Here is a 21,054-nt window from a genome sequence, read left to right on the forward strand (position 1 = left end):
GCCCGCGCTGGCCGCCGCCGCTGCGCGCGTTCATGCGCTCCATGGCGGCGGGGTCCGGCTTGCCGAAGGCGGTCGAGAAGTTCAGGCCCCAGCGGATTTCCTGCTGCTCGGCCTTCTGGAAGTTCAGCGGCCGGGCGTCGATCGACAGCAGATTGCCGTCCAGGTCGCGCGTGAACCGCTCGGGCAGGGCGGCTTCCAGTTCGGGCGTGATGGTCGGGAAGGAGGCGATGGAGCCTTCCGTCTCGGTCCGTGTGTAGTTGGCCGTGAAGCGCAGATCCTTGTCCTTCAGCGGGGTCAGGTTGACGCCGAACTTCAGGACGCGCTTGGTCTCTTCGGACAGGTTGGGGTTGCCGCCCTCGATGCGGACGATGTTGACCGACTGGCCGGTGGCGAAGTCGTAGACGGGCACGTTCGGGGTCGAGATCGTCGGGTCGTTCAGTTGCGACATCGACGGGGCCTTCTGCTCGTCGGCCCAGCTGGCGGTGAAGTTGACCGGCTCCCACGGCGACCAGTTCAGCCCGACCGTATAGGCCGACAGGCCGCCGAAGTCGGACAGGTCTTCGTAGGCCAGGTTCAGGTTGGCCGACAGGTCGCCGAGCGCGCCCAGAACCTCGCGGTCGCGGCTGGCGATGGGCAGGTTGAAGTTGCCCGAGGCGCTGGTGCGATCGCGCGACAAGGAGCGTTCGGAGAAGACGCTGGCCTGCTGTTCCTCGGAGAAGCGCAGGTTCTCGGAGTCCAGCGACTGGCTGTCGAAGCCGACCTTGAAGGTCGAAGTCAGCGATCCGGCCGGGCCTTCCCAGGCCGTGCCGTTGATGACGCCCTCGACGCTGGTCTTGCTGGAGATGGAGCGCGCCGTGTCGAACGGATTGGTCGGCAGCTGGCCCAGGTCGCCGAACGGATCGATCGTTCCCGCCGTTACGCCCGCCTGAAGGGCGTCGTCGTTGAGGCCGCGGCCGGTGCGGGTCTTGGTCTCGGTGCGGTCGTAGCCGCCGTTCACCGTCCAGCGCCAGTCGCCCAGATAGCCGTCGACCAGGAAGCCCAGCTGGCCTGACATGGTGTCGGTCTGCCGTCCCAGCGCGCCGGGCGCATCGACATAGCGGTGCAGCAGCACGTCGCCGGCGAAGGGTGAATAGGGGCTGGCCGAGGGCAGGGCCAGGCTGAGGCCCGGCAGGCCCAGGTAGGAGAAGCTGGACGTATCCTCCAGTTCGCCGCTGAGCGTCAGCGACATGGTCTGGTTCAGATCGCGCACCAAGGAGCCGGAGATGGAGCTGTTCTCACGCTTGGGCGACAAGGTGCGATAGGCGGTCAGGTCGTCGGTGCGCGGCCCGACGCCGAAGTCGGACAGGGCGGCGCCGCCCGCCGCGCCCGCGCCGACCGAGGCGGTCGTGACGCTCTGGCCCAGCAGGGCCGACAGGGCGGGGTCGATCTCGCCGCCGCCCGGTGCGGTGACATTGCCCATCAGATCATAGGGCGTCCCGTCGCGGGTGATGTTGCGCTCGGTCTCGAACAGGGGCGTGTCGCGTTCGTATTCCAGGTCCAGCGTCCAGCGTTGCTTGCCCGAGATGCGCAGGATGTTGCTCTCCAGGTCGGTCATGGTGCGGCCGCCCTGGTCGGGACGGCGCGCAGTGGCCTGCATGGTCACGGAGCGGAAGTCGGCCTTCAGCACGAAGTTCACGACCCGCTGGTCGGCGCTGTAGCCATAGGAGAGGGCGGTTTCCTCGGGCAGGATCTCGGTGCGCTCGATAGCCTCGGGCGGGATGCCGCGAATCTCGCGGAAGCCCGAGATGCGCCGTCCGTTGACCAGGAAGACCGGCGAGCCGCCGCGCGAACTCCGCGTCACCGGCTCCAGGAGGGTCATCAGCTCCTCGATGCTGCTGGCGCCGTAGGCCTTGATCTGCTCCTCGTCGAGGGTCAGCTCGGGCTCATAGTCGCCCAGGGCCGCACCGCGCCGGGCGGTGGTGACGGCCGCGAGCGTGCCCAGGTCATAGGCGCCGTCGTCCAGCTCTTCCTGCGGGACCGGGGTCGCCGTCTGGGCGGGTGTGGACTGCGGCGGGGCGGCGGGCGCCGCCGTGTCGGCAGGGGACAGGGAGGCGAGGGCGAACAGCAAGGCGACTGGCGACATGTCGAGTCCTAAAGGCAACCGGGAAAACAGGCATGCTCGCGACCGACGCCCTGTCTCGTCGATCGCATCGACTCGATTAAAGAACGATGTGCGCCGAAAGGGGGCGCGATCGCTCTCCTGGATTAAACTCCTGTAATGCGGGGCTTAGTCCTGTCCGAACCGACAAGACTCCCACGGACGAAGGGGCGGAATCCGTCGGATCCCGCCCCTCGTTTTTTTGCAACGGCGAAGAAACCCTAGAAGCGGGCGCGCACGCCCACCGTCAAGTTGCGCCCGCGCAGGGGCGCCGTCTCGGCCAGGAAGGAGGCGTGGTTGAACGCCGTCTCGTCCAGCAGATTGGTCCCGCGCAGGAAGATCTGCGAGCGCACCGGCCCCAGGTCGACGTCATAGGCCACGGTGGCGTTGACCATGTCGTAGCCCGGCGTCTCGTGCTCGAAGGCGGCGATGTCGGTCTGCTTGAAGGTGCGGCTGTATTCGACGTCGCCGGACCACGGTCCCTGGAAGGCGGCCAGGCGCACGCCCGCCCGCGCCGCCGGGATGCGCGGCAGGTTCCCGCCGTCGCCCTTCAACTCGCCCTGGACGTAATCGCCGAACACCGTGCCCGACAGCCACGGGGTGAACTGTTGCGTCAGTTCCCCTTCGATGCCGGTAAAGGTGGCGTCGGCCTGGCTGTAACGGATCAGGCGGAAGTCTTCGTATTGATCCAGCGTCCGGGCGAAGATGTAGTCGTCATAGATGTAGTGGTAGGCGCTGACCGAGCCGGTCAGGGCGCCTTCGGTCTTGCGCAGGGTCAACTCGATCGAGTTGGCCGTCTCGACGTCCAGGCTGGAGTCGCCGATCTCATAGGTGTTGGTCGCCAGGTGGACGCCGTCGGCATAGAGCTCCTGGGCCGAGGGCGCGCGTTGCGAACGGGACAGCGACACGGCGCCGGACCAGCCGGGGGTGAAGTGCCACACCGCCGCGCCCGAGATGGAGAAGGGCTTGTGCTCGACATCGGGCAGGCCGATGGCCGAGGCTTCCTGCCATTCCTGACGCAGGGCGCCTTCCAGGTGCCACAGGCCGATCTCGTATTCCTCCATCACGAACAGGCCGGTGTTCTTGGTCGTGCTGGGGGCCAGGAAGCTTTCCTCGCCGACGGCGGCGAAGTCGCTCTTGCTCAGTTGCAGGCCGACCACGCCCTTGAAGCCGGCGATCTCGCGGTGCTGGGCCTCGATGCGGCCGTCATAGCCCTTGTTGGTGAAGGTGGTCGAGACGACGCCTTCCTCAAGCTCGCTGTGCTCATAGTCGGTGTAGCCGGCGCGCAGACGCACGTTCTCGATGCCCGGCAGCGGGTCGCGCAGTTCGCCGCGCAGATCGACGCGGCGGCTCTTCAGGCGGACCTCGGGGGCGGCGTGATCGTGATCGCCTTCATGCTCGTGCCCGTGATCGTCGTCGCCGTGGCCATGATCGTCGTCGTGACCGTGGTCGTGGCCGCCGCCGCAGTGCAGGTGGTCGCCGTGCGGGTGGCAGCCCTCATATTCATGGCTGTGACCGGCCAGGCCATAGCGGCTGGTCTGTTCCGTATAGGCCGCGCCCAGATAGCCGCGCGACCCGATCCATGAGGCGCCGAGCGTCGCCGTCGAGGTCTCGTTGTAGGAACCGTCCAGGCGCGGCTCGTCCCAGCCGGGAACCTTGTAGTCGTCCGACTTGCGCGCCGCCGCCTCGACGCGGAAGGCGAAGTTGCCGGCGCCGACCGTCAGGCCGACCACGCCGGCTTCCTCGTCATCGACCGAGCCGCGACGGTATTCGGCCACGCCCTCGCCGCCGTTCGCCGGGATGCGGGTCGGGATCTTCTTGTCCAGCAGGTTGACCGCGCCGCCGATGGCGCCGCCTCCGTAGAGCAGGGCCGCCGGGCCGCGCAGGATCTCGACGCCTTCCAACAGCAGGGGCTCGCCGCTGACCGCGTGGTCGGGCGAGACCTCGGAGGCGTCCATCAGGCCTGCGCCCTCGCTCAGCACCTTGACGCGCGGCGACGTCTGGCCGCGCACCACCGGGCGGCTGGCGCCGCCGCCGAAGGTGTCGGAGTTGACGCCGGGGATGCTGTTCAGGGTGTCGCCCAGGGTCGACTGGCGCCGATGGACCAGGTCGTCGCCGCTGAGCAGGGCGACGTGCGAGCCGACGTCGTCGCCTGCGCGGCCCAGGGGCAGGGCGCGCACCACGACTTCGTCCACCTCATAGGCCTCGGCGGCGCGGGGCGTGTGATCGTGCGGGTCGCCCTGGGACTGACGCTGGACGACGTCTTCGGCGAAAGCAGGCGCCGCGACGCCCAGGCTGGTCAGCGCCGCCGCCCCCGCGGCGGTCAGCAGGAAGGTCCGAAATCGCATGTCACGCATCCCCGTTACAATGATGGGAGACTTGATATGTTATAGTATATCATTACGCAACCGCTCCCCTGACGATTTCGTCCAAGCGGAGCCTTCACAAGCCCTCGACGTTGCAGCAGGGTCGCAGCAGCAAGGGGGCCGCCATGACCAGATCCGCTACGTTCCAGACCATCGCCGTGACCGCTGCGTTCGGGGTGCTGGCCGCCGGGTGTTCTCGGGAAAAGCCGGCTGAGCCGACCTCGCCGATCGAGGCACCGGCGGCTCAGAGCGTCGCCGCCGTCGGCTATGCCTGCGAAAGCGGCAAGACGATCGCCGTCGCCTATCCCGACGCCCAGACCGCCCGCGTGTCCTATGAAGGCAAGGATTATGTCCTGACCAACGTCGTCTCGGCCAGCGGCGCTCGATATGCGGGGCAGGGGCTGGAATGGCATACGGCCAGCCGGGGCGAACTGGAGAGCGGCATGCTCAGCCGCGCGGGTCAGGGCGATCAGGCCGGCGGCGTCGTCATCGAGCGTTGCAGCCGTCCGGTCGCCGCCGTGGCGCCGCCGCCGTCGGGCGCGCCGTGCGCCGCTGAAAACCTCCGCCTGACGGTCGAAGGCGGCGACGCGGGCATGGGCCATCGTCTCACCACCCTGGCGTTGCGGAACACCGGGCCTGACGCCTGCACCGTGACCGGCTATCCGTCCGTCAGCCTGCTGGACGGCGAGGGCAAGCTGATGACCGGCGTTCGCGCGGTTCAGGCGCCGAGAAGCTATCTCGCCGAGGGTCGCGCGCCGGCGCCGGTGGAAATCCGCCCGCAACAGGCTGCCTGGTTCGACCTAGCCTGGACCGTCATTCCGCATGAAGACAAGGGCGAGACGACCTGCCCCTCGGCCAAGACTGTGCGCGTGACGGCGCCGGGCGCGGCGACGGCGATCGCCCTGCCGCTGGCCTTTACGCCTTGCGGCGGGCAGGTTGAGGTCAGTCCCTTGCGGCCTGTCGCCGAGGCCTCGACTCAGCCGGCTTCGGCGCCCGCAAACTAGGGGTTCAAACCCGCCCGAATTCAGCGTAGCGGAACACGCATGACCCAAGATACGAACCTGGCCTTCTACGACCGCGTCTCCGCCGAACTGGCTGACATCCACGCCCAGGGGCTGACCAAGCCCGAGCGCGTCATCGCCTCGCGTCAGGGGCCGGTGATCTCGGTCAACGGCCGCGACGTGTTGAACTTCTGCGCCAACAACTATCTGGGGCTGGCGGGCGACGAGCGCGTCACCCAGGCCGGGATCAAGGCGCAGGAAAAATGGGGCGCGGGCACGGCCTCGGTCCGCTTCATCTGCGGCACGCTGGAGATCCACAAGGAGCTGGAGCGCGCCATCGCCGACTACCTCGGCTTTGAGGACGCCATCCTGTTCGCCGCCGCCTTCGACGCCAACGGCGGCATCTTCGAGCCGCTGTTCGGGGCCGAGGACGCCATCGTCTCGGACAGCCTGAACCACGCCTCCATCATCGACGGCGTGCGTCTGTCGAAGGCCCAGCGTTACCGCTTCGCCAACTCGGACATGGCCGATCTTGAGGCCAAGCTGAAGGAGGCGCGCGCCGCCGGCGCCCGCAACATCATCATCGCCACCGACGGCGCCTTCTCGATGGACGGCTACATCGGCAAGATCGACCAGATCCGCGCCCTGGCTGACCAGTATCAGGCCCTGATCATGGTCGACGACTGCCACGCGACCGGCTTCCTGGGCGACAAGGGCAAGGGCTCGTTTGCGCACTGCGGGGTCGAGGTCGACTTCGTCACCGGCACCTTCGGCAAGGCGCTGGGCGGGGCCATGGGCGGCTTCATCTGCGCCCGGTCGAACGTGGTGGAGCTGCTGAAGCAGCGGGCGCGGCCCTATCTGTTCTCCAACGCCCTGGCGCCCGCCGTCTGCGGCTCGTCGCTGGAGGCCATCCGCATCGCCGCGGGGGATGAGGGCGACAAGCTGCGCACCCAGCTGTTCGCCAACGCGGCGCGGTTCCGCTCGGCCATGGCGGAGGCGGGCTTCGACCTGCTGCCGGGCGAGCATCCGATCATTCCGGTCATGCTGGGCGACGCCAAGTTGGCGCAGGACATGGCGGCGCGTCTGCTGGAGCTGGGCGTCTACGTCATCGGGTTCAGCTTCCCGGTGGTGCCGCGCGGACAGGCCCGCATCCGCACACAGATGTCGGCGGCCCACACCTTCGAGCAGATCGACGCCGCCGTCGCCGCCTTCACCCAGGCGGGCAAGGAACTGGGCGTCATCAAATAGGCGTTCGCCTGTATCGTCATGGCCGGGCGACCGGCCGTGCCGGAATTAAATAAGCGTTTGAGGAAACGACATGGCTGACATGATGAAGGCCCTGGCCAAGACGAAACCGGCCGAAGGGCTGGAGCTGATCGACGCCCCCATTCCCGTCGCGGGCGATGAGGACGTGCTGATCAAGGTGCACCGCACCGCCGTCTGCGGCACCGACATCCACATCTGGAACTGGGACGAGTGGTCCCAGAAGAACGTGCCCGTGCCGATGATCACCGGCCACGAGTTCGCGGGGGAGATCGTTGCCATCGGTAAGGACGTGGATCGCCGCCTCAAGGTCGGCCAGCGCGTCTCGGCCGAGGGCCACGTCATCGACCTGAACTCCGAAGCGGCCCGCGCCGGTCACTTCCACCTGGACCCGGACACGCGCGGCATCGGCGTGAACCGCCAGGGCGCCTTCGCCGAATATGTGGTGGCGCCGGCCTTCAACGTCATCGAGCTGCCCGACGACGTGCCCTATGAGATCGGCTCGATCCTGGACCCGTTCGGCAACGCCGTGCACACGGCGCAGCAGTTCGACCTGCTGGGCGAGGACGTGCTGGTCACCGGCGCCGGTCCCATCGGCATGATGGCCGCCGCCGTGGCGCGCCACGCGGGCGCTCGCACCGTGGTCCTGACCGATATCAACGACTTCCGCCTGGAACTTGCGCAGAAAGTTGCGCCGGGCGTGCGCACGGTGAACACCACCAAGGAAGACCTGCGCGACGTCATGCATGAGCTGGGCCTGAAGGTCGGCTTCGACGTGGCGCTGGAGATGTCGGGTTCGCCCGTCGCCTTCAAACAGTGCGTCGACACCCTGATCATGGGCGGCGGCATGGCCCTGCTGGGCATTCCGTCCAAGCCGATGGAGACGGACTGGGGCGCGATCATCCTGAAGGCCCTGACCATCAAGGGCGTCTATGGCCGCGAGATGTTCACTACCTGGCGCAAGATGCTGGGCCTGCTGAAGGCCGGTCTGGACCTGACGCCGCTGATCACCCACCAGATGTCCTATCAGGACTTTGAGGCGGGCTTTGAGGCCATGAAGTCCGGCAAGTCGGGCAAGGTCGTCCTGAACTGGGCCGACTGAGCGGGTTTTAAATTCCGACTTCACGAAGGCGGGCGCGCAGGCTGTTGATCCAGTCGCGCGCCTCGTCCCCGCCCCACAGGCGCCAGGCGATATAGCCCGCCGAGGGCTTGATGGGATCGGCCCAATAGCGGCCGTGCTTGTCCACCGCGTGACGGGCGAAGTAGCTGTACATCGACTTGATGTCCCGATCGCTGAGGGGCGTGCGCGCCATCAGCTGTTCGGCGCGGCGCACGCCGACTTCGGTGCCGCCGCGTCCGTGCTGTTCGCGCAGGGTCAGGCCGTCCTCAGCCGTCTCGGCGATGGCGGCGGACGGAGTGCGGTCCTCGTCGGAGAGGGTGGGGTGGTCGATCAGCATGGCGTATCCTGAAGCCGGGGCGTCGACCCCTCTTATACGACTTGACCTGATGACGTGGGCGGGAGACGAGCGGCCATGAATTATCGCCACAGCTTTCACGCCGGAAACTTCGCCGACCTGGTCAAGCACGCCCTGGTGCTGTGGCTGCTGAAGGAGCGTCAGGCGCGAACCGGCGCCTTGGGCCCCGTCGCTGTGCTGGACACCCACGCGGGGGCGGGCCTGTATGACCTGTCGGGCGATGCGGTGCGCTCGCGCGAGGCCGAGGCCGGGGTGGCGCGGCTGATGACCGCCGAGGCGCGGCCGCCGCTGATCGAGGCGCTGGCGGTCGAGGTCGCGGCGCTGAACCCGCAGGGCGGGGTGCGCTTCTATCCCGGCTCGCCGGTGCTGACGGCGCGGGCCTTGCGGGCTGAGGATTCCTATCGCGGTTTCGAGCTGAACCCGCCGGTCGAGGCCCTGTTGCGCGAGGCGCTGGCGGCCTGGCCCAACGCTGTGGGGCAGGCGGGCGACGGCTATGAAGGGGCGGCGCGCGCGGCGCGCGGGCTGAAGGCGCCGCTGGTGCTGATCGATCCGCCGTTCGAGCGGCCCGACGACTATGTTCGCTCGGCCGAGACGGCCGCCGCCGTGCTGGGCGCCGACCCGACGGCCTGCGTGGCGATCTGGACGCCGCTAAAGGATCTGGAGACCTTTGACGGCTTCATCCGGCGGCTGGAGCAGGCGGGACTGTCGCGGGTGCTGGTGGCCGAGGCGCGCCTGCGCCCGCTGAACAATCCGATGAAGATGAACGGCTGCGCCATGACGGTGGTCAACGCCCCCTCGGGCGCCGAGGCGGCGGCGGCTGAAATCTGCGGCTGGACGGTTCAGGCGCTAGGCGACGCGGGCGGTCGGGCCGAGGTCTGGCGCGCGGGCTAGGGTTGGATGACCTCGCCCGGCTCATAGAGGTGGGGTTCAAACGTAGCGATGGCCAGGATCGGCCCCATGGCCGCGACGATTTGCGGATGGCGGGTCATGGCCTTCCAGGCGTCGGCGTCGGCCCAGACGGCGTGGTTGGCGGCGACGCGACCGTTCAATCCGCGATGCAGGGTGGCCGAGACGAAGCCGGGCAGGGCGGTCTGAACACGCACCAGATCCCCCAGACGCTCCATCAGTTCGTCCAGATGGGGCGCGTTGCACTTGAAGACATTGATCAGGACGACCAGGTCTTCAGGCGGCGCATCGGCCGGGGCGTCGGCGGAAGAAGGCATGGGCGGTTCGTCTCATTGCTTTGCCCCTTCTTCTACCGCAATCCAGCCGCTGACGCTTCCTTCACCGCCGTCGATCAAGTGGATTTCATGACCGCCATCGCCATCCTCGAAACCGGTCGCCCGCCTGCCCATCTGGCCGAGGCGTTCGGCGACTACACCGCCCAGTTCCGCGCCATGCTGGGCGAGGGCGTGACCACCCATCGCTTCGACGTTCAGGCGGGCGAGCTGCCCGAAGACCCGTCGGCCTTCGCCGGGACGATCGTCACCGGATCGGCGGCGGGCGTGTATGAAGACCTGCCGTGGATCGAGCCGTTGTCTGCCTGGCTTCGCGACGCGCGCGGCAAGACGCGGCTGGTGGGCGTATGCTTCGGCCACCAGATTCTGGCCCATGCTTTTGGCGGTCGGGTCGAGAAGTCCGACAAGGGCTGGGGCGTCGGCCTGCACCGCTATGACGTGCTGAGCGACGAGGCCTGGATGACCCCGGCGGCGGCGACCATCGCCATTCCGGTCTCGCACCAGGATCAGGTCGTGGCCGCGCCCGCCGATGCGCGGGTGCTGATCGCCAGCGAGTTCACGCCCTATGCCGGGCTGGCCTGGGGGCAGGACGCCATCAGCTTCCAGTGCCACCCCGAGTTTGATCCGGCTTTCGCCGCACGCCTGACCGAGGGTCGGAGAGGGCGCATCGACGACGCCCTGGTGGACCAGGCCCACGCCACCCTGGCCGAGCCGAACGACCGGGCGGTTCTGGCCGACTGGATACGCGCCTATCTGGGCGTTTCGGCTTGAAGGACGCTCTTGGCGTGGCGCGCTTCGTCGAACGGCGCTAAGCCTTAGGCAACTTCCACAGGACTAGGGTCGTGAGGATGTCTTCCGTACGCCTCAAGACCTTCCTTCGCGCGCCCTTGATCGCGGTCGTCGTGCTGGCGGCCGCCGCGCCCGCCGTGGCGAAGGCGGTGCAGAGCGCGGAGCTGGCGCGCGCGGTCGAACAGAGAGCCTCGGCAACCGATTTCGCCGCCCTGGAAACCTTTGGTCTCGATGCGATGAAACGCCATGACCGCGAGGGGCTGAACCGACTGTACCACGTCGCCTGGACGGTTCTGAACCAGGGGGATTTCGAACGGGCGACCGTGTGGAACAATCGTCTGGAGGCGCAGGCGCGCGCTCAGAACGATCAGCGCTACCTGGCCATTGCGCGGCTGAACGCCCTGACCATCCGCTATGACAAGGGCGACCTGTCGGTCGAGGCGGAGATGGCCCGCACCGCTCGCACCACGCGCGACTGGTTCGTCATGGCCCATGCGGCCCGCCTGAGCGCCTTGGCGCTGATGGATCAGGACCGCATAGGCGAAGGCTTGCGTCTGCTGACCTCGGTCGAAGGCGAGATTCCGGTTCATGACCCATACGCCGCCACCGCGCGCGCGGGGGTGTGGGAAATGACCGGCATGGGTCTGATGAAGCTGAGCGACGTGGCGGGAGCCGCCGACGCCTTTCGCCGCTTCGAGATCGACGATTCCAATCCTGCGTATCCGCGTCCGGATTTCGACAGCCTCTACAATCTGGCGCGCATGGCGATCCAGGTCGGGGATCTGCCGAACGCCGAGCTCTACTACGCGGCCCACCACCGCCTGAGCCAACGCGCCAATCTAGACAGCCTCAGCGCCTATGACGCCGCCCTGTGCGCCTTCGTGGCCGATGCGCGTCGGGATGCGCGCGGGGTGTTGGAGTGTCTGGCCCCTCATGAAGCCCTGATCGACGGCAAGGCCTTCCTGGCGTTGGATATCCTGCCTGTTCGCGGGGTGGCGCGGGCGCGTCTGGGCGATCTGGCGGGCGCGCAACGTGATCTGGAGCGGCTGCGCGAACTGGCGCCGGAAGGCGCGGTTGATCCCACAGGGCGCCTGCTTGAGGCTGAACTGCTCTTTGGCTCCGGCCGGTCGCGCGAGGCGTTCGAGGTCTTGCGCGAATACCAGCGCGAACGCGACCTGCACCTGTCCCGCCGCTTCAGCGCGGGCATCCATCAGGTGACGGGCGATATGCAGCAACAGCTGGCCGAGCGTCGCCGTCAGCTCGAAACCGCGCGCGCCAATACCCAGCTGCAGCAGGCGGTGATCCGGGGGCAGAACTGGATTTTGGCCATCAGCCTGGTCTTCGTCCTGTCGGTGCTGCTGGTGCTGCTGTGGCAGAGGCGGCAGTCGCGGCGTCTGAAGAAGGCCCAGCTTCACGCCGAGGCGGCGAACCGCGCCAAGAGCGAGTTCCTGGCCAATATGAGCCATGAAATCCGCACGCCCCTGAACGGCGTGGTGGCCATGGCCGAGGTTCTGACGACGCGCGATCTGCCGGAGCAGGATCGCGAACTGGTCAACATCATCCGGTCGTCGGGGGTCACTCTGGAGCGGCTGCTGTCGGACATTCTCGATGTCGCGCGCATCGAGTCGGGGCAGGTGGCGATCGAGCCGGCGCCCTTCGACCTGGAGCAGGCGGCGCGCGACGTGGTCGCCCTGTGGGCGCCGCTGGCCCTGGACAAGGGCGTCGAGCTGCGGCTGGACTATGATCCGACCTTGCCCCGTCGGGTTGTCGGCGATGGGGTGCGGCTGCGCCAGGTGCTGACCAATCTCATCAGCAATGCGTTGAAGTTCACCCAGGCGGGGTCGGTGGCCCTGGAAGTCGATCTGCTGGCGCAGGACCGCGTCCGGTTCGCCGTGGTCGACACGGGCATCGGCTTCGACGCCGAGTTCAAGTCGCGCATCTTCCATCGTTTCCAGCAGGAGGACGGCTCCATCACCCGCCGGTTCGGCGGCAGCGGGCTGGGGTTGGCCATTTCGGATGATCTGGTGCGGCTGATGGGCGGCGAACTGGACTGCGACTCTCCGCCCGGCGAGGGCGCGCGCTTCTGGTTCGACCTGTCGTTGCCGACGGTCGAAGTCGACGAGGATACGATTGACGAGCCGGTCGTCGCCCCCGCTGCTCTGCCGCCTGTGGCGCGGTCAGGCGCGCCGCGCGTGCTGCTGGCGGACGACCATCCGGCCAACCGCAAGGTGGTCGAGGTCATGCTCGAACCGCTGGGCGTTGAGCTGACGACGGTGGAGGACGGGGCTCAGGCCCTGGCCGCCTTCCGCGAGGGGGGCTTCGACCTGGTGCTGATGGATATGCAGATGCCGGTCATGGACGGGCTGACCGCGACGGCCGAGATGCGCGCCTATGAGCGCCGCATCGGCGCCGAACCGACGCCGATCCTGATGCTGACCGCCAACGCCATGAGCGAACACGTCGAGGCCAGCCATCGTGCGGGCGCCGACGGCCACCTGACCAAGCCGCTCAGCGTGGCGGTCCTGACCAGGGCTGTCGCAGAGGCTCTGGACCGGACGAAGGATCAGGTCTCGGCCTGAACCTCGGCCTTTAGGGCCATTTCACCACGGGCGGCATGGAGCTGAGGATCGACTCGACGTTGCCGCCGGTCTTCAGCCCGAACATGGTGCCGCGGTCGTAGAGCAGGTTGAACTCGACGTAGCGGCCGCGACGGATCAGTTGCTCCTCGCGCTCGGCCTCGGTCCAGGGCTCGTGCATCCGGCGGGCGACGATGTCGCAATAGACCTTGAGGAAGGCCTCGCCGACCGCCTGGGTGAAGGCGAAGTCCCGCTCCCAGTCGCCGCTGTCGTGGTGATCGTAGAAGATGCCGCCGGTGCCGCGCGGTTCATTGCGGTGGGGCAGGAAGAAATACTCGTCACACCATTGCTTGTATTTGGCGTGCCAGGTCGGGTCGAAGGCGTCGCAGGCGCCCTTCATGGCGGCGTGGAAGTCGACGGTGTCGGGGTGGTCGTCGCGGCGGTCCGCAACCAGCACGGGCGTCAGGTCGCCGCCGCCGCCGAACCAGGTCTTGGTCGTCGAGATCAGGCGGGTGTTCATGTGCACGGCAGGCACGCGCGGGCTGACAGGGTGGCAGATCAGGCTGATGCCGGTGGCGTAGAAGCGCGGGTCTTCCTCGGCGCCCGGTACGTTCTTGGCGTAGTCGGCGGGGAAGGTTCCGTGGACGGTCGAGCAGTGGACGCCGACCTTTTCGAACAGGCGGCCGCTCATCATGCCCATGACGCCGCCGCCGCCTTCCTTGCGATCCCAGGGCGTGCGGACGAAGCGGCCGGATTCGCCGGCGAACAGTTCGGCGGGGGCGGCGTCTTCCAGCGCCTCGAAACCGGCGTGGATCTTGTCGCGCAGGGTCTCGAACCAGACGCGGGCGCGCTCGCGGCGCTCAATCATCAGGGCGGGGTCAGCTTGGATCATGAGGGCTTCAACCATGACGCGGCCTTTCTGAACAGTCCGGCGGGGTGCGCGGATGCGAGCCTGATGCCGTAGCGCGGCCGAGGGGGCCTTGATCCAGATCACAAGGCGCGGCGCAAACGATGCCTACGGACGGTTCCCACGGCGTCGCGCTTGTGCCAGCGTGCGGCTCCCGCAAAGCGGCGCCGTGGGGCGACCGGGCGGGTCTGTAGTTCAGAGGGGAAATCATGATCCGCATCGCCTTGCGCGCCAGCTTGCTGGCCGCCGCTTCCGTCGCCGTTCTGGCCGGACCGGTTCTGGCTCAAACGTCTCAGCCTCAAGAGGCGCGCGTGATGCAGATTCTGAAGCGCACGCCCCTGATCGACGGGCACAACGATTTGCCGTGGGCCTTGCGTCAGGGCTTCGGCAATGATCCGCACGGCGTTGATCTGAATGCGAATCTGTCGACCTCGACGCGCCTGCATACGGATATTCCGCGTCTGCGCGCCGGGGGTGTGGGCGGTCAGTTCTGGTCGGTCTATGTCCCGGCCAGCATGGCGCCGGTCGACGCCGCCAAGGCCACCTTCGAGCAGATCGACACGGTCAAGCGCATCGTCGCCGCCCATCCCGAGACCTTCGAGATCGCCACCACGGCCGACGACCTGGTTCGCATCCACCGCGCGGGCAAGATCGCCAGCCTGATCGGCATGGAGGGCGGCTATTCGATCGACGACTCCCTGGGCCTGCTGCGCGAGTTCTACGATTCGGGCGCGCGCTACATGACGCTGACCCATTCCAAGAGCACGACCTGGGCCGACAGCGGCACCGACGCGCCCAAGTGGAACGGGCTGAACGCCTTCGGCGAAGACGTGGTCCGCGAGATGAACCGTCTGGGCATGATGGTCGACCTGAGCCACGTGTCCGAGGACACCATGGTCGACGCCATTCGCGTGTCCGAGGCGCCGGTGATCTTCTCCCACTCCTCGGCGCGGGCGGTGACGGCCCATCCGCGCAATGTGCCTGACGCGGTGCTGCGCCAGATAGCGGGCAACGGCGGCATCGTCATGGTGACCTTCGTGCCGGGCTTCGTCAGCGAGGCCGTGCGGGCTTCGGGCGCGGCGCGCGGCGCGGAGATGACCCGGTTGACGGCCCTCAACCCCGGCGATCCCGCTGCGGTCAAGGCGGGCATGGACGCCTGGAACGCCGCCAATCCGGCGCCCAAGGCGACGATGGAGGACGTCATCGCCCACATCCAGCACGTTCGCGACGTGGCGGGCATCGACCACGTGGGCCTGGGCGGCGACTATGATGGCGTGGACAGCCTGCCGGTCGGCCTGGAAGGCGTGGACGGCTATCCGCGCTTGCTGGCCGAACTGATGCGCCGCGGCTGGAGCGAGGCCGACATCCGCAAGATCTCGGGCGAGAACCTGCTGCGCGTCATGCGCGCGGTCGAGCGCGTGGCGGCCTCGAAGAGCGCCGAGCGGCCGAGCCTGGCCAAGCTGCCGAACGACGGCGCGCCGGAATGATCTGAGGGAATCCTTCTCCCCTTGTGGGAGAAGGTGGCCCGTGAGGGCCGGATGAGGGGTGACGGCGGGCGGTCCGAATATGAGGGCTGAGAGCGCGTGTCTTCGCACCCCTCATCCGTCCGGCTCCGCCGTCCACCTTCTCCCACAAGGGGAGAAGGGATCAGCGTTGAGGCAGCTCGTTCATCTGCCGCAACGCCTCATGCAGGCCGATTCCGGCGCTGACCGACAGGTTCAGCGACCGGGCTTCGGGGCGGATGGGGATGTAGATTCGCGCATCCGCCGCCGCATGGACGTAGTCGGGGGAACCGGCGCTCTCCTTGCCGAACAACAGAACGTCATCGGGCCGGAAAACGAAATCCGTCAGAGGTTCGGCCGCGCGCGTGGTGAACAGCACCAGACGACCCGGCGCGCGGTCGCGCTGGAAGGTCTCCCAGTCGGAATGGCGCGTCATATGGGACAAAGGCCCGTAATCCAGGGCCGCCCGCTTCATCGCGCGATCGTCGAAATTGAAGCTCGTAGGCTCGATGACGTGCAATTCCACGCCGAAACAGGCGCTCAGTCGGATGCAGGCGCCGACATTATGGGGGATGTCAGGTTGAAAAAGGGCGAGACGCATTCTAAGGCCCTCATACGCGCGGGGCGGGGCCTTGTCGCGGCTTTTGTTGCGACTGTTTCGCAAATCGCTTCCGCGACTTGTCAGGAACCGTTGAAACCAAGGCCGGGCGGTCAGGGATTTGCCATCGCATGATAGGGTTCCATTCGGTTGACGTCCCATCTCGGGGCGGGCGACCGGCGATGCAGAGGTGAAACGCGTGGCCGAATCGGTCGTGAATGCTGACGGGCCTGACGGCCAACACGGGGGTGGCGAGGCCACTCGCCGCGACTTCATCCACATTGCTGCGGGCGCGGCTGCTGCCGGCGCCGGCGTGATGGTGGCCTGGCCGCTCATCAATCAGATGAACCCGGCGGCCGACACCCTGGCTCTGGCGTCGATCGAATTCGATCTGACGAAGGTCCAGGAAGGCCAGCAGGTCGTCATCAAGTGGCAGGGCAAGCCGGTCTTCGTGCGCTATCGCACCCCGGCCGAGCTGACCAAGGTCATCGACGAGGGCGCCGTGGGCAGCCCGCCGCAGACCGACGCCGAGCGCACCAAGGAAGGCCACGAGAAATATCTCGTCGTCATCGGCTCGTGCACCCACCTGGGCTGCGTGCCGACCTTCAACGCCGGCGAGTACGGCGGTTGGTTCTGCCCGTGCCACGGTTCGCACTACGACGCCTCGGGTCGTATTCGTAAGGGCCCGGCGCCGCTGAACCTGATCGTGCCGAACTACGAATACATGTCCGACACCCGCGTGAAGATCGGCTGAGGACGGACAGAGGAACCATGAGCGATCACGAATCCACTTACGTCCCGAAAACCGCCGTTGAGCGGTGGATGGACACGCGCCTGCCGATCATCCGTTTCGGCATGGACTATGCGAACCTGCCGACCCCGAAGAACCTGAACTACTGGTGGACCTTCGGCGGCATCCTGGCGATCTGCCTGATGACTCAGATCATCACCGGCATCGTCCTGGCCATGCACTATACCCCGCACGTCGACATGGCCTTCGCCTCGGTCGAGCGCATCATGCGCGACGTGAACGGCGGCTGGCTGATCCGCTACGTGCACGCCAACGGCGCGTCGATGTTCTTCATCGCCGTCTATCTGCACATGCTGCGGGGCCTCTACTACGGCTCCTATAAAGCGCCGCGCGAGATGATCTGGATCGTCGGCTGCGTCATCTTCTTCCTGATGATCGCCACGGCCTTCCTGGGCTACGTCCTGCCGTGGGGCCAGATGTCCTTCTGGGGCGCTGAGGTCATCACCAACCTGATCGGCGCCATTCCGGTCGTCGGCGAGCCGATCCTGGTCTGGCTGCGCGGCGGCCCGGCGATCGACAACGCGACGCTGAACCGCTTCTTCTCGCTGCACTATCTGCTGCCGTTCGTCATCGCCGGCTGCGTGGTGCTGCACCTGTGGGCCCTGCACGCCGCCGGTCAGAACAACCCGGTCGGCATCCTGATCCCGAAGGACCGCGCCAAGAAGGACATGCTGCCCTTCCACCCATACTTCACGGTCAAGGACGGCTTTGCGATCATCCTGTTCCTGATCCTGTTCGCGGTGTTCGTCTTCTACAACCCGGGCGCCCTGGGCCACGCCGACAACTACATCCCGGCCAACCCGCTGCAGACCCCGGCGCACATCGTGCCTGAGTGGTACATGCTGCCCTTCTACGCGATCCTGCGCGCCATCCCCGACAAGTTCGGCGGCGTGGTGGCCATGTTCGCGGCGATCGGCGTGCTGTTCGTCCTGCCGTGGCTGGATACGTCCAAGGTGCGCTCCATGCGCTACCGTCCGACGATGAAGACCTTCTTCATCATCTTCCTGTTCGTCTGCTTCGGCCTCGGCTGGTGCGGCGCTCAGCTGCCGGACGCGCCGGTTGTTCCGGGCATGCCCAGCTTCAACCTGATCGACGGCCAGCTGAACTCCTACCTGTGGCTGACGCGACTGCTGACGGCGTACTACTTCGTCTTCTTCCTGGTGCTGATGCCGGTCATCGGCCTGCGTGAGAAGCCGCTGCCGATCCCGGCGACGATCTCGGAGCCCGTGCTCCCGTCGACCGCAGCCGAGAAGGCCTGAGCGCGATGATGAGCAACGAGAAAAAGACCGTGTCCTTCCGCAAGATCCTCGTCTCCGTGACGGCCGCTGTCGGCCTGGTCGCCATCGCCGCTCCGGCGATGGCCGCCGGGGGCGCCAAGCATCCGCGCGACGGCGGCTTCAGCTTCGCCGGTCCGTTCGGCACCTTCGATCAGGGCCAGCTGCAGCGCGGCTACAAGGTCTATCGTGAGGTCTGCGCCTCCTGCCACGGCATGGATCTGGTGCACTTCCGCAACCTGGGCGACAAGCACGGGCCGTTCTGGAATCCGAAGTATCCGAACCCGAACGACAACCCGGTCGTGAAGGCTCTGGCCAAGGAAATTCAGGTCGCCGACATCGACTCGGAAACGGGTGAAGACCTGCGTCGCGACGCCACCACGGCGGACCGCTTCCCCAACCCCTATCCGAACCCGACGGCGGCCGCTGCGGCCAACGGCGGCGCCATGCCGCCGGACCTGTCGGTCATGGCCAAGGCCCGTCACGACGGCGCCAACTACATCTATTCGCTGCTGTCGGGCTATTCGACCCCGCCGGCGGGCCTGAAGATGGCGCCGGGCCAGCACTACAACCCCTATATGGCGGGCGACATGACCCCGTTCTGGGAAGGCAAGGGCCATGTGCCGGAAGGCGGCTTCATCGCCATGCCGGCGCCGCTGACCGCCGGTCAGGTCACCTATGACGACGGCACCGAGGCGACCGTGGATCAGATGTCCAAGGACGTCGCCGCCTTCATCGCCTGGACCTCCGAGCCGAAGATGGTCGAGCGCAAGCAGATGGGCTTCGGCGTCATCATCTTCCTGCTGGCCTTCGCGGGCGTGACCTACGCCAGCTATCGCCGCATCTGGAAGGGCGTCGCCCACTAAGGCGTCCTGTCCTCGCAGACGAAACGACCCGCCGGAGCGATCCGGCGGGTTTTTTCGTGGGCGGAATCCTGTGGCGTCAGCGCGCCAGGGTGCTGCAGCGGATCAGGCGCATCGGCTGCTCATTCGGCTGATCCAGCCAGATCAGACGCAGGGTGTCGTCCGTGGCCTCGAAGCGGGCGTGCCGCTCGGTCGGGCCCGCAGTTGTCTCGCAGTTGAGAAGGGCGTCGTAGCCCTGGCCCCGCTCATTGATGGTTTGCAGAGCGCAACGCAGGCCGCGCCCATGCAGATCTGTGGTGGTGATCTCCAGCGCGGCCTGATCGCCTACTTGAGCGCAGGAGTCGGCTGTGGCGGCCCAGCGGCCGATAAAGCTGGTCGCGCCGGCGCCGCGAAGCATCGGCTCCATTCCCGGCGGGCGCTGGGGAGGGGGCGCCGAGGTGCCTGGACCCTGGATGGGTTGAGCCGGTTCGGTCGGAGGGTTGACCTGCCCCGGCGGATCGCAGGCCGCGAGCAGGATCGCCAGCACGACGAACAAATGAGGTGAAGAGGGCTTCATCCTCGCCACAACGTGCGGGCGGGCGAGGGCGTTGCCGCCCTTGCCTTTTGATGCGTCAGCGTCGGGCCGCCGCGCTGCGGTCGCGGACCTGTCCGAACTCGGAGGTCGGCTTCCAGGTCGGCCATTCGTCGCCGTTGGCCAGGTCCAGGCCCAGGCGATAGAGCAGGGTCAGGTTCTCGACCGCCGAGCGCAGATCCCAGTCGGCCGACCACTCGTCGCTGGGGCGATGATAGTCAGCGCCGAACTTGGCTTTCCACGCCGCCAGGCCCGCCTCGCGGCCGCCCTCGACCCAATCCACCCCGTGCCAGGGCATCAGGGCCGGCACGCCCGCGCGCGCGAAGGGGAAGTGGTCGGAGCGGTAGTAGAAATTCTGTTCCGGCTGGCCGTCGTCGGAGACGTAGCGGCCTTCCTGTTCGGCCAGGGCCTGAAGGTCGTCCTCGAGGCTGTTCTGGCCCTTGCCGAAGATGGGCACGTCGCGGGTCGGGCCGCTGAGGGGCAGCATGTCGATGTTGATGTCGGCCACCGTCGTCTCCAGCGGATAGACCGGATCGGCGACATAGGCGTAGGCGCCCAGCAGGCCCATCTCCTCAGCCGCCATATGGGCGAAGACGAAGGTGCGCTTCGGCGTCGGGGCGGCCTTCAGCTGGCGGGCCATCTCGACCACGCCGATGGTGCCCGAGGCGTTGTCCCAGGCGCCGTTGAACACCTTGTCGTCGCCCGCCGCGTCGTCCTTGACGCCGACATGGTCCCAGTGGGCGGAATAGATGACGACCTCGTTAGGGCGCTCGGCGCCGGTGATGCGCGCCAGCAGATTGTGAGTGCGCAGGATTTCGACCGATTCCTCGGCCGAGGCGGTGATCCGCGTCTCCAGCGCGAAGGCGCGGAAGTCGCCGGTCTCGAGGCGGGGCTTCAGCGACGCCAGGTCCACGCCCATTTCGGCGGCGACGTCGCGGTTGACGGCGCCGCTGAGGGTCAGTTCGGCCGAGCCGGGCGTCAGGGTGCGGGTGTGGTTCGCCCCCGATGTCTCGCGTCGCCAGGCGCTCGTCCCCGCGTCGCCGTCGACGACGGTCAGAACCGCCACGGCGCCGCGCCGCTTGGCCTCGTCGGCCTTATAGGCGGCGGACTGGTAGGTGGTGGCGTAGGGGCCGTTGAACAGTTCGCCGTCCGGCTCGCCCGCCACGACCAGGACGACCGCCCCGGTCACGTCCAGATCGCCGTAGTCGTCCCAGCCCCGCTCGGGCGCATGGATGCCGTAGCCCGCGAAGACCACGGGGGCGTCGATCACCTGACCCACGGCCGCATCGTTCATCGCCCGCAGAGTGAAGTCGGTCCCGGCGATCAGGGCGCGGCCGCCGGACGCGGCGCTGCTCCAGGCCAGGGCGGGCTCGCCCCTGGGCGTCAGGCGCTTCAGGTCGATGACCTGCAGCCATTGGCCGTTCGGGCCGCCGGGCTGCAGCCCCATGGCCTCGTACTGGGCCTGCAGCCAGTCCAGCGTCTTCTTCTCGCCGTCCGTGCCGGGATAGCGGCCCTGGAAGTCGTCGGCGCTGATGACGCGGATTTCGTCGGATAGGCGCTGGGCCGAGAAGTCCTGCGCCGAGGCGGCGCCCGCGACGAGGATCAGCGCGGCGGCGGCGACGCCGCGAATGAAGCGATGGTGCATGGCGTTTCCTTCGACCTTCCCCACGAGGCCGTTTCCCA

Annotated in this window: 18 protein-coding genes; 10 read left to right on the forward strand and 8 right to left on the reverse strand. The window is 67.6% G+C overall.

Annotated features, from left to right (window positions below; genetic code table 11):
- Positions 1–2,122: TonB-dependent receptor (locus tag B2Y21_RS00005; protein ID WP_292055715.1), on the reverse strand; the 2,122-nt coding region annotated here is incomplete at its 3' end.
- Positions 2,123–2,358: 236 nt separating this feature from the next.
- Positions 2,359–4,485 (reverse strand): TonB-dependent receptor domain-containing protein, encoded by a 2,127-nt coding sequence (locus B2Y21_RS00010; protein ID WP_292055717.1) that lies wholly within the window; start codon positions 4,483–4,485, stop codon positions 2,359–2,361.
- 143 nt (positions 4,486–4,628) lie between these two features.
- Here B2Y21_RS00010 and B2Y21_RS00015 point away from each other — a divergent pair, with 143 nt between their 5' ends.
- The 3 genes from B2Y21_RS00015 (at position 4,629) to tdh (ending at position 7,869) form a co-directional block, all read left to right on the forward strand.
- On the forward strand, positions 4,629–5,507 hold the full coding sequence (locus B2Y21_RS00015; protein ID WP_292055718.1) for a DUF4232 domain-containing protein: 879 nt from the start codon (positions 4,629–4,631) through the stop codon (positions 5,505–5,507).
- 39 nt (positions 5,508–5,546) lie between these two features.
- Positions 5,547–6,752, forward strand: a complete 1,206-nt coding sequence (locus tag B2Y21_RS00020) for a glycine C-acetyltransferase (protein WP_292055720.1) — start codon at positions 5,547–5,549, stop codon at positions 6,750–6,752.
- An 82-nt stretch (positions 6,753–6,834) separates the two neighbouring features.
- On the forward strand, positions 6,835–7,869 hold the full coding sequence (tdh, locus tag B2Y21_RS00025) for an L-threonine 3-dehydrogenase (RefSeq protein WP_200165808.1): 1,035 nt from the start codon (positions 6,835–6,837) through the stop codon (positions 7,867–7,869).
- Between the two features lie 7 nt (positions 7,870–7,876).
- On the opposite strand, the gene B2Y21_RS00030 is transcribed toward tdh, so the two are convergent.
- Positions 7,877–8,224 carry a hypothetical protein gene (locus B2Y21_RS00030; RefSeq protein WP_292055724.1) on the reverse strand — a complete coding sequence of 116 codons (348 nt, stop codon included), beginning with the start codon at positions 8,222–8,224 and terminating at the stop codon, positions 7,877–7,879.
- A gap of 75 nt (positions 8,225–8,299) precedes the next feature.
- Here B2Y21_RS00030 and rlmJ point away from each other — a divergent pair, with 75 nt between their 5' ends.
- On the forward strand, positions 8,300–9,133 hold the full coding sequence (rlmJ, locus tag B2Y21_RS00035; protein WP_292055726.1) for a 23S rRNA (adenine(2030)-N(6))-methyltransferase RlmJ: 834 nt from the start codon (positions 8,300–8,302) through the stop codon (positions 9,131–9,133).
- Here the strand turns inward: rlmJ and B2Y21_RS00040 are convergent.
- Positions 9,130–9,465 (reverse strand): antibiotic biosynthesis monooxygenase family protein, encoded by a 336-nt coding sequence (locus B2Y21_RS00040; protein WP_292055729.1) that lies wholly within the window; start codon positions 9,463–9,465, stop codon positions 9,130–9,132. The two genes, rlmJ and B2Y21_RS00040, sit on opposite strands and share 4 nt — an antisense overlap.
- Before the next feature lie 87 nt (positions 9,466–9,552).
- On the opposite strand from B2Y21_RS00040, the gene B2Y21_RS00045 reads away from it, so the two are divergent.
- Together B2Y21_RS00045 and B2Y21_RS00050 are read left to right on the forward strand one after the other, a co-directional pair.
- Positions 9,553–10,251: a type 1 glutamine amidotransferase gene (locus tag B2Y21_RS00045; protein WP_292055731.1), complete on the forward strand. Its 699-nt coding sequence runs from the start codon at positions 9,553–9,555 to the stop codon at positions 10,249–10,251.
- Positions 10,252–10,328: 77 nt separating this feature from the next.
- Positions 10,329–12,848, forward strand: a complete 2,520-nt coding sequence (locus B2Y21_RS00050; RefSeq protein WP_292055855.1) for a hybrid sensor histidine kinase/response regulator — start codon at positions 10,329–10,331, stop codon at positions 12,846–12,848.
- A 10-nt stretch (positions 12,849–12,858) separates the two neighbouring features.
- Here B2Y21_RS00050 and hemF read toward each other — a convergent pair whose 3' ends face one another.
- A complete protein-coding gene (gene hemF / locus B2Y21_RS00055) occupies positions 12,859–13,713 on the reverse strand; it encodes an oxygen-dependent coproporphyrinogen oxidase (RefSeq protein ID WP_409410758.1) in 855 nt (284 codons plus the stop codon).
- A gap of 248 nt (positions 13,714–13,961) precedes the next feature.
- Between hemF and B2Y21_RS00060 the strand changes: the two genes are divergently transcribed.
- Positions 13,962–15,239 carry a dipeptidase gene (locus B2Y21_RS00060; protein WP_292055735.1) on the forward strand — a complete coding sequence of 426 codons (1,278 nt, stop codon included), beginning with the start codon at positions 13,962–13,964 and terminating at the stop codon, positions 15,237–15,239.
- A 160-nt stretch (positions 15,240–15,399) separates the two neighbouring features.
- On the opposite strand, the gene B2Y21_RS00065 is transcribed toward B2Y21_RS00060, so the two are convergent.
- On the reverse strand, positions 15,400–15,855 hold the full coding sequence (locus B2Y21_RS00065; protein ID WP_292055737.1) for a tRNA (cytidine(34)-2'-O)-methyltransferase: 456 nt from the start codon (positions 15,853–15,855) through the stop codon (positions 15,400–15,402).
- Between the two features lie 196 nt (positions 15,856–16,051).
- Between B2Y21_RS00065 and petA the strand changes: the two genes are divergently transcribed.
- The 3 genes from petA to B2Y21_RS00080 are packed head-to-tail and all read left to right on the forward strand — an operon-like array spanning position 16,052 to position 18,803.
- On the forward strand, positions 16,052–16,606 hold the full coding sequence (gene petA, locus B2Y21_RS00070; protein WP_125899690.1) for a ubiquinol-cytochrome c reductase iron-sulfur subunit: 555 nt from the start codon (positions 16,052–16,054) through the stop codon (positions 16,604–16,606).
- A gap of 17 nt (positions 16,607–16,623) precedes the next feature.
- Positions 16,624–17,922, forward strand: a complete 1,299-nt coding sequence (locus B2Y21_RS00075) for a cytochrome b (protein ID WP_087140205.1) — start codon at positions 16,624–16,626, stop codon at positions 17,920–17,922.
- A 5-nt stretch (positions 17,923–17,927) separates the two neighbouring features.
- Complete coding sequence (locus B2Y21_RS00080; protein WP_292055742.1) at positions 17,928–18,803, forward strand: cytochrome c1; 876 nt, start codon at positions 17,928–17,930, stop codon at positions 18,801–18,803.
- A gap of 76 nt (positions 18,804–18,879) precedes the next feature.
- Here the strand turns inward: B2Y21_RS00080 and B2Y21_RS00085 are convergent, their stop codons facing one another.
- Both B2Y21_RS00085 and B2Y21_RS00090 read right to left on the reverse strand, forming a co-directional pair.
- Entirely contained in the window at positions 18,880–19,197 is a 318-nt protein-coding gene (locus tag B2Y21_RS00085; RefSeq protein ID WP_292055745.1) for a hypothetical protein, read from the reverse strand.
- 214 nt (positions 19,198–19,411) lie between these two features.
- Positions 19,412–21,016 carry a M28 family peptidase gene (locus tag B2Y21_RS00090; RefSeq protein WP_292055748.1) on the reverse strand — a complete coding sequence of 535 codons (1,605 nt, stop codon included), beginning with the start codon at positions 21,014–21,016 and terminating at the stop codon, positions 19,412–19,414.
- Positions 21,017–21,054 lie beyond the last annotated feature (38 nt).

This window comes from Brevundimonas sp. UBA5936 (genome assembly GCA_002430835.1).
Lineage (GTDB): Bacteria > Pseudomonadota > Alphaproteobacteria > Caulobacterales > Caulobacteraceae > Brevundimonas.

Coding starts and splice junctions, on each gene's coding strand:
- B2Y21_RS00010 (WP_292055717.1), bottom strand. CDS start 4,485: ATGCGATTTCGGACCTTCCTGCTGACCGCCGCGGGGGCGGCGGCGCTG.
- B2Y21_RS00015 (WP_292055718.1), top strand. CDS start 4,629: ATGACCAGATCCGCTACGTTCCAGACCATCGCCGTGACCGCTGCGTTC.
- B2Y21_RS00020 (WP_292055720.1), top strand. CDS start 5,547: ATGACCCAAGATACGAACCTGGCCTTCTACGACCGCGTCTCCGCCGAA.
- tdh (WP_200165808.1), top strand. CDS start 6,835: ATGAAGGCCCTGGCCAAGACGAAACCGGCCGAAGGGCTGGAGCTGATC.
- B2Y21_RS00030 (WP_292055724.1), bottom strand. CDS start 8,224: ATGCTGATCGACCACCCCACCCTCTCCGACGAGGACCGCACTCCGTCC.
- rlmJ (WP_292055726.1), top strand. CDS start 8,300: ATGAATTATCGCCACAGCTTTCACGCCGGAAACTTCGCCGACCTGGTC.
- B2Y21_RS00040 (WP_292055729.1), bottom strand. CDS start 9,465: ATGCCTTCTTCCGCCGACGCCCCGGCCGATGCGCCGCCTGAAGACCTG.
- B2Y21_RS00045 (WP_292055731.1), top strand. CDS start 9,553: ATGACCGCCATCGCCATCCTCGAAACCGGTCGCCCGCCTGCCCATCTG.
- B2Y21_RS00050 (WP_292055855.1), top strand. CDS start 10,329: ATGTCTTCCGTACGCCTCAAGACCTTCCTTCGCGCGCCCTTGATCGCG.
- hemF (WP_409410758.1), bottom strand. CDS start 13,713: ATGATTGAGCGCCGCGAGCGCGCCCGCGTCTGGTTCGAGACCCTGCGC.
- B2Y21_RS00060 (WP_292055735.1), top strand. CDS start 13,962: ATGATCCGCATCGCCTTGCGCGCCAGCTTGCTGGCCGCCGCTTCCGTC.
- B2Y21_RS00065 (WP_292055737.1), bottom strand. CDS start 15,855: ATGCGTCTCGCCCTTTTTCAACCTGACATCCCCCATAATGTCGGCGCC.
- B2Y21_RS00075 (WP_087140205.1), top strand. CDS start 16,624: ATGAGCGATCACGAATCCACTTACGTCCCGAAAACCGCCGTTGAGCGG.
- B2Y21_RS00080 (WP_292055742.1), top strand. CDS start 17,928: ATGATGAGCAACGAGAAAAAGACCGTGTCCTTCCGCAAGATCCTCGTC.
- B2Y21_RS00085 (WP_292055745.1), bottom strand. CDS start 19,197: ATGCTTCGCGGCGCCGGCGCGACCAGCTTTATCGGCCGCTGGGCCGCC.
- B2Y21_RS00090 (WP_292055748.1), bottom strand. CDS start 21,016: ATGCACCATCGCTTCATTCGCGGCGTCGCCGCCGCCGCGCTGATCCTC.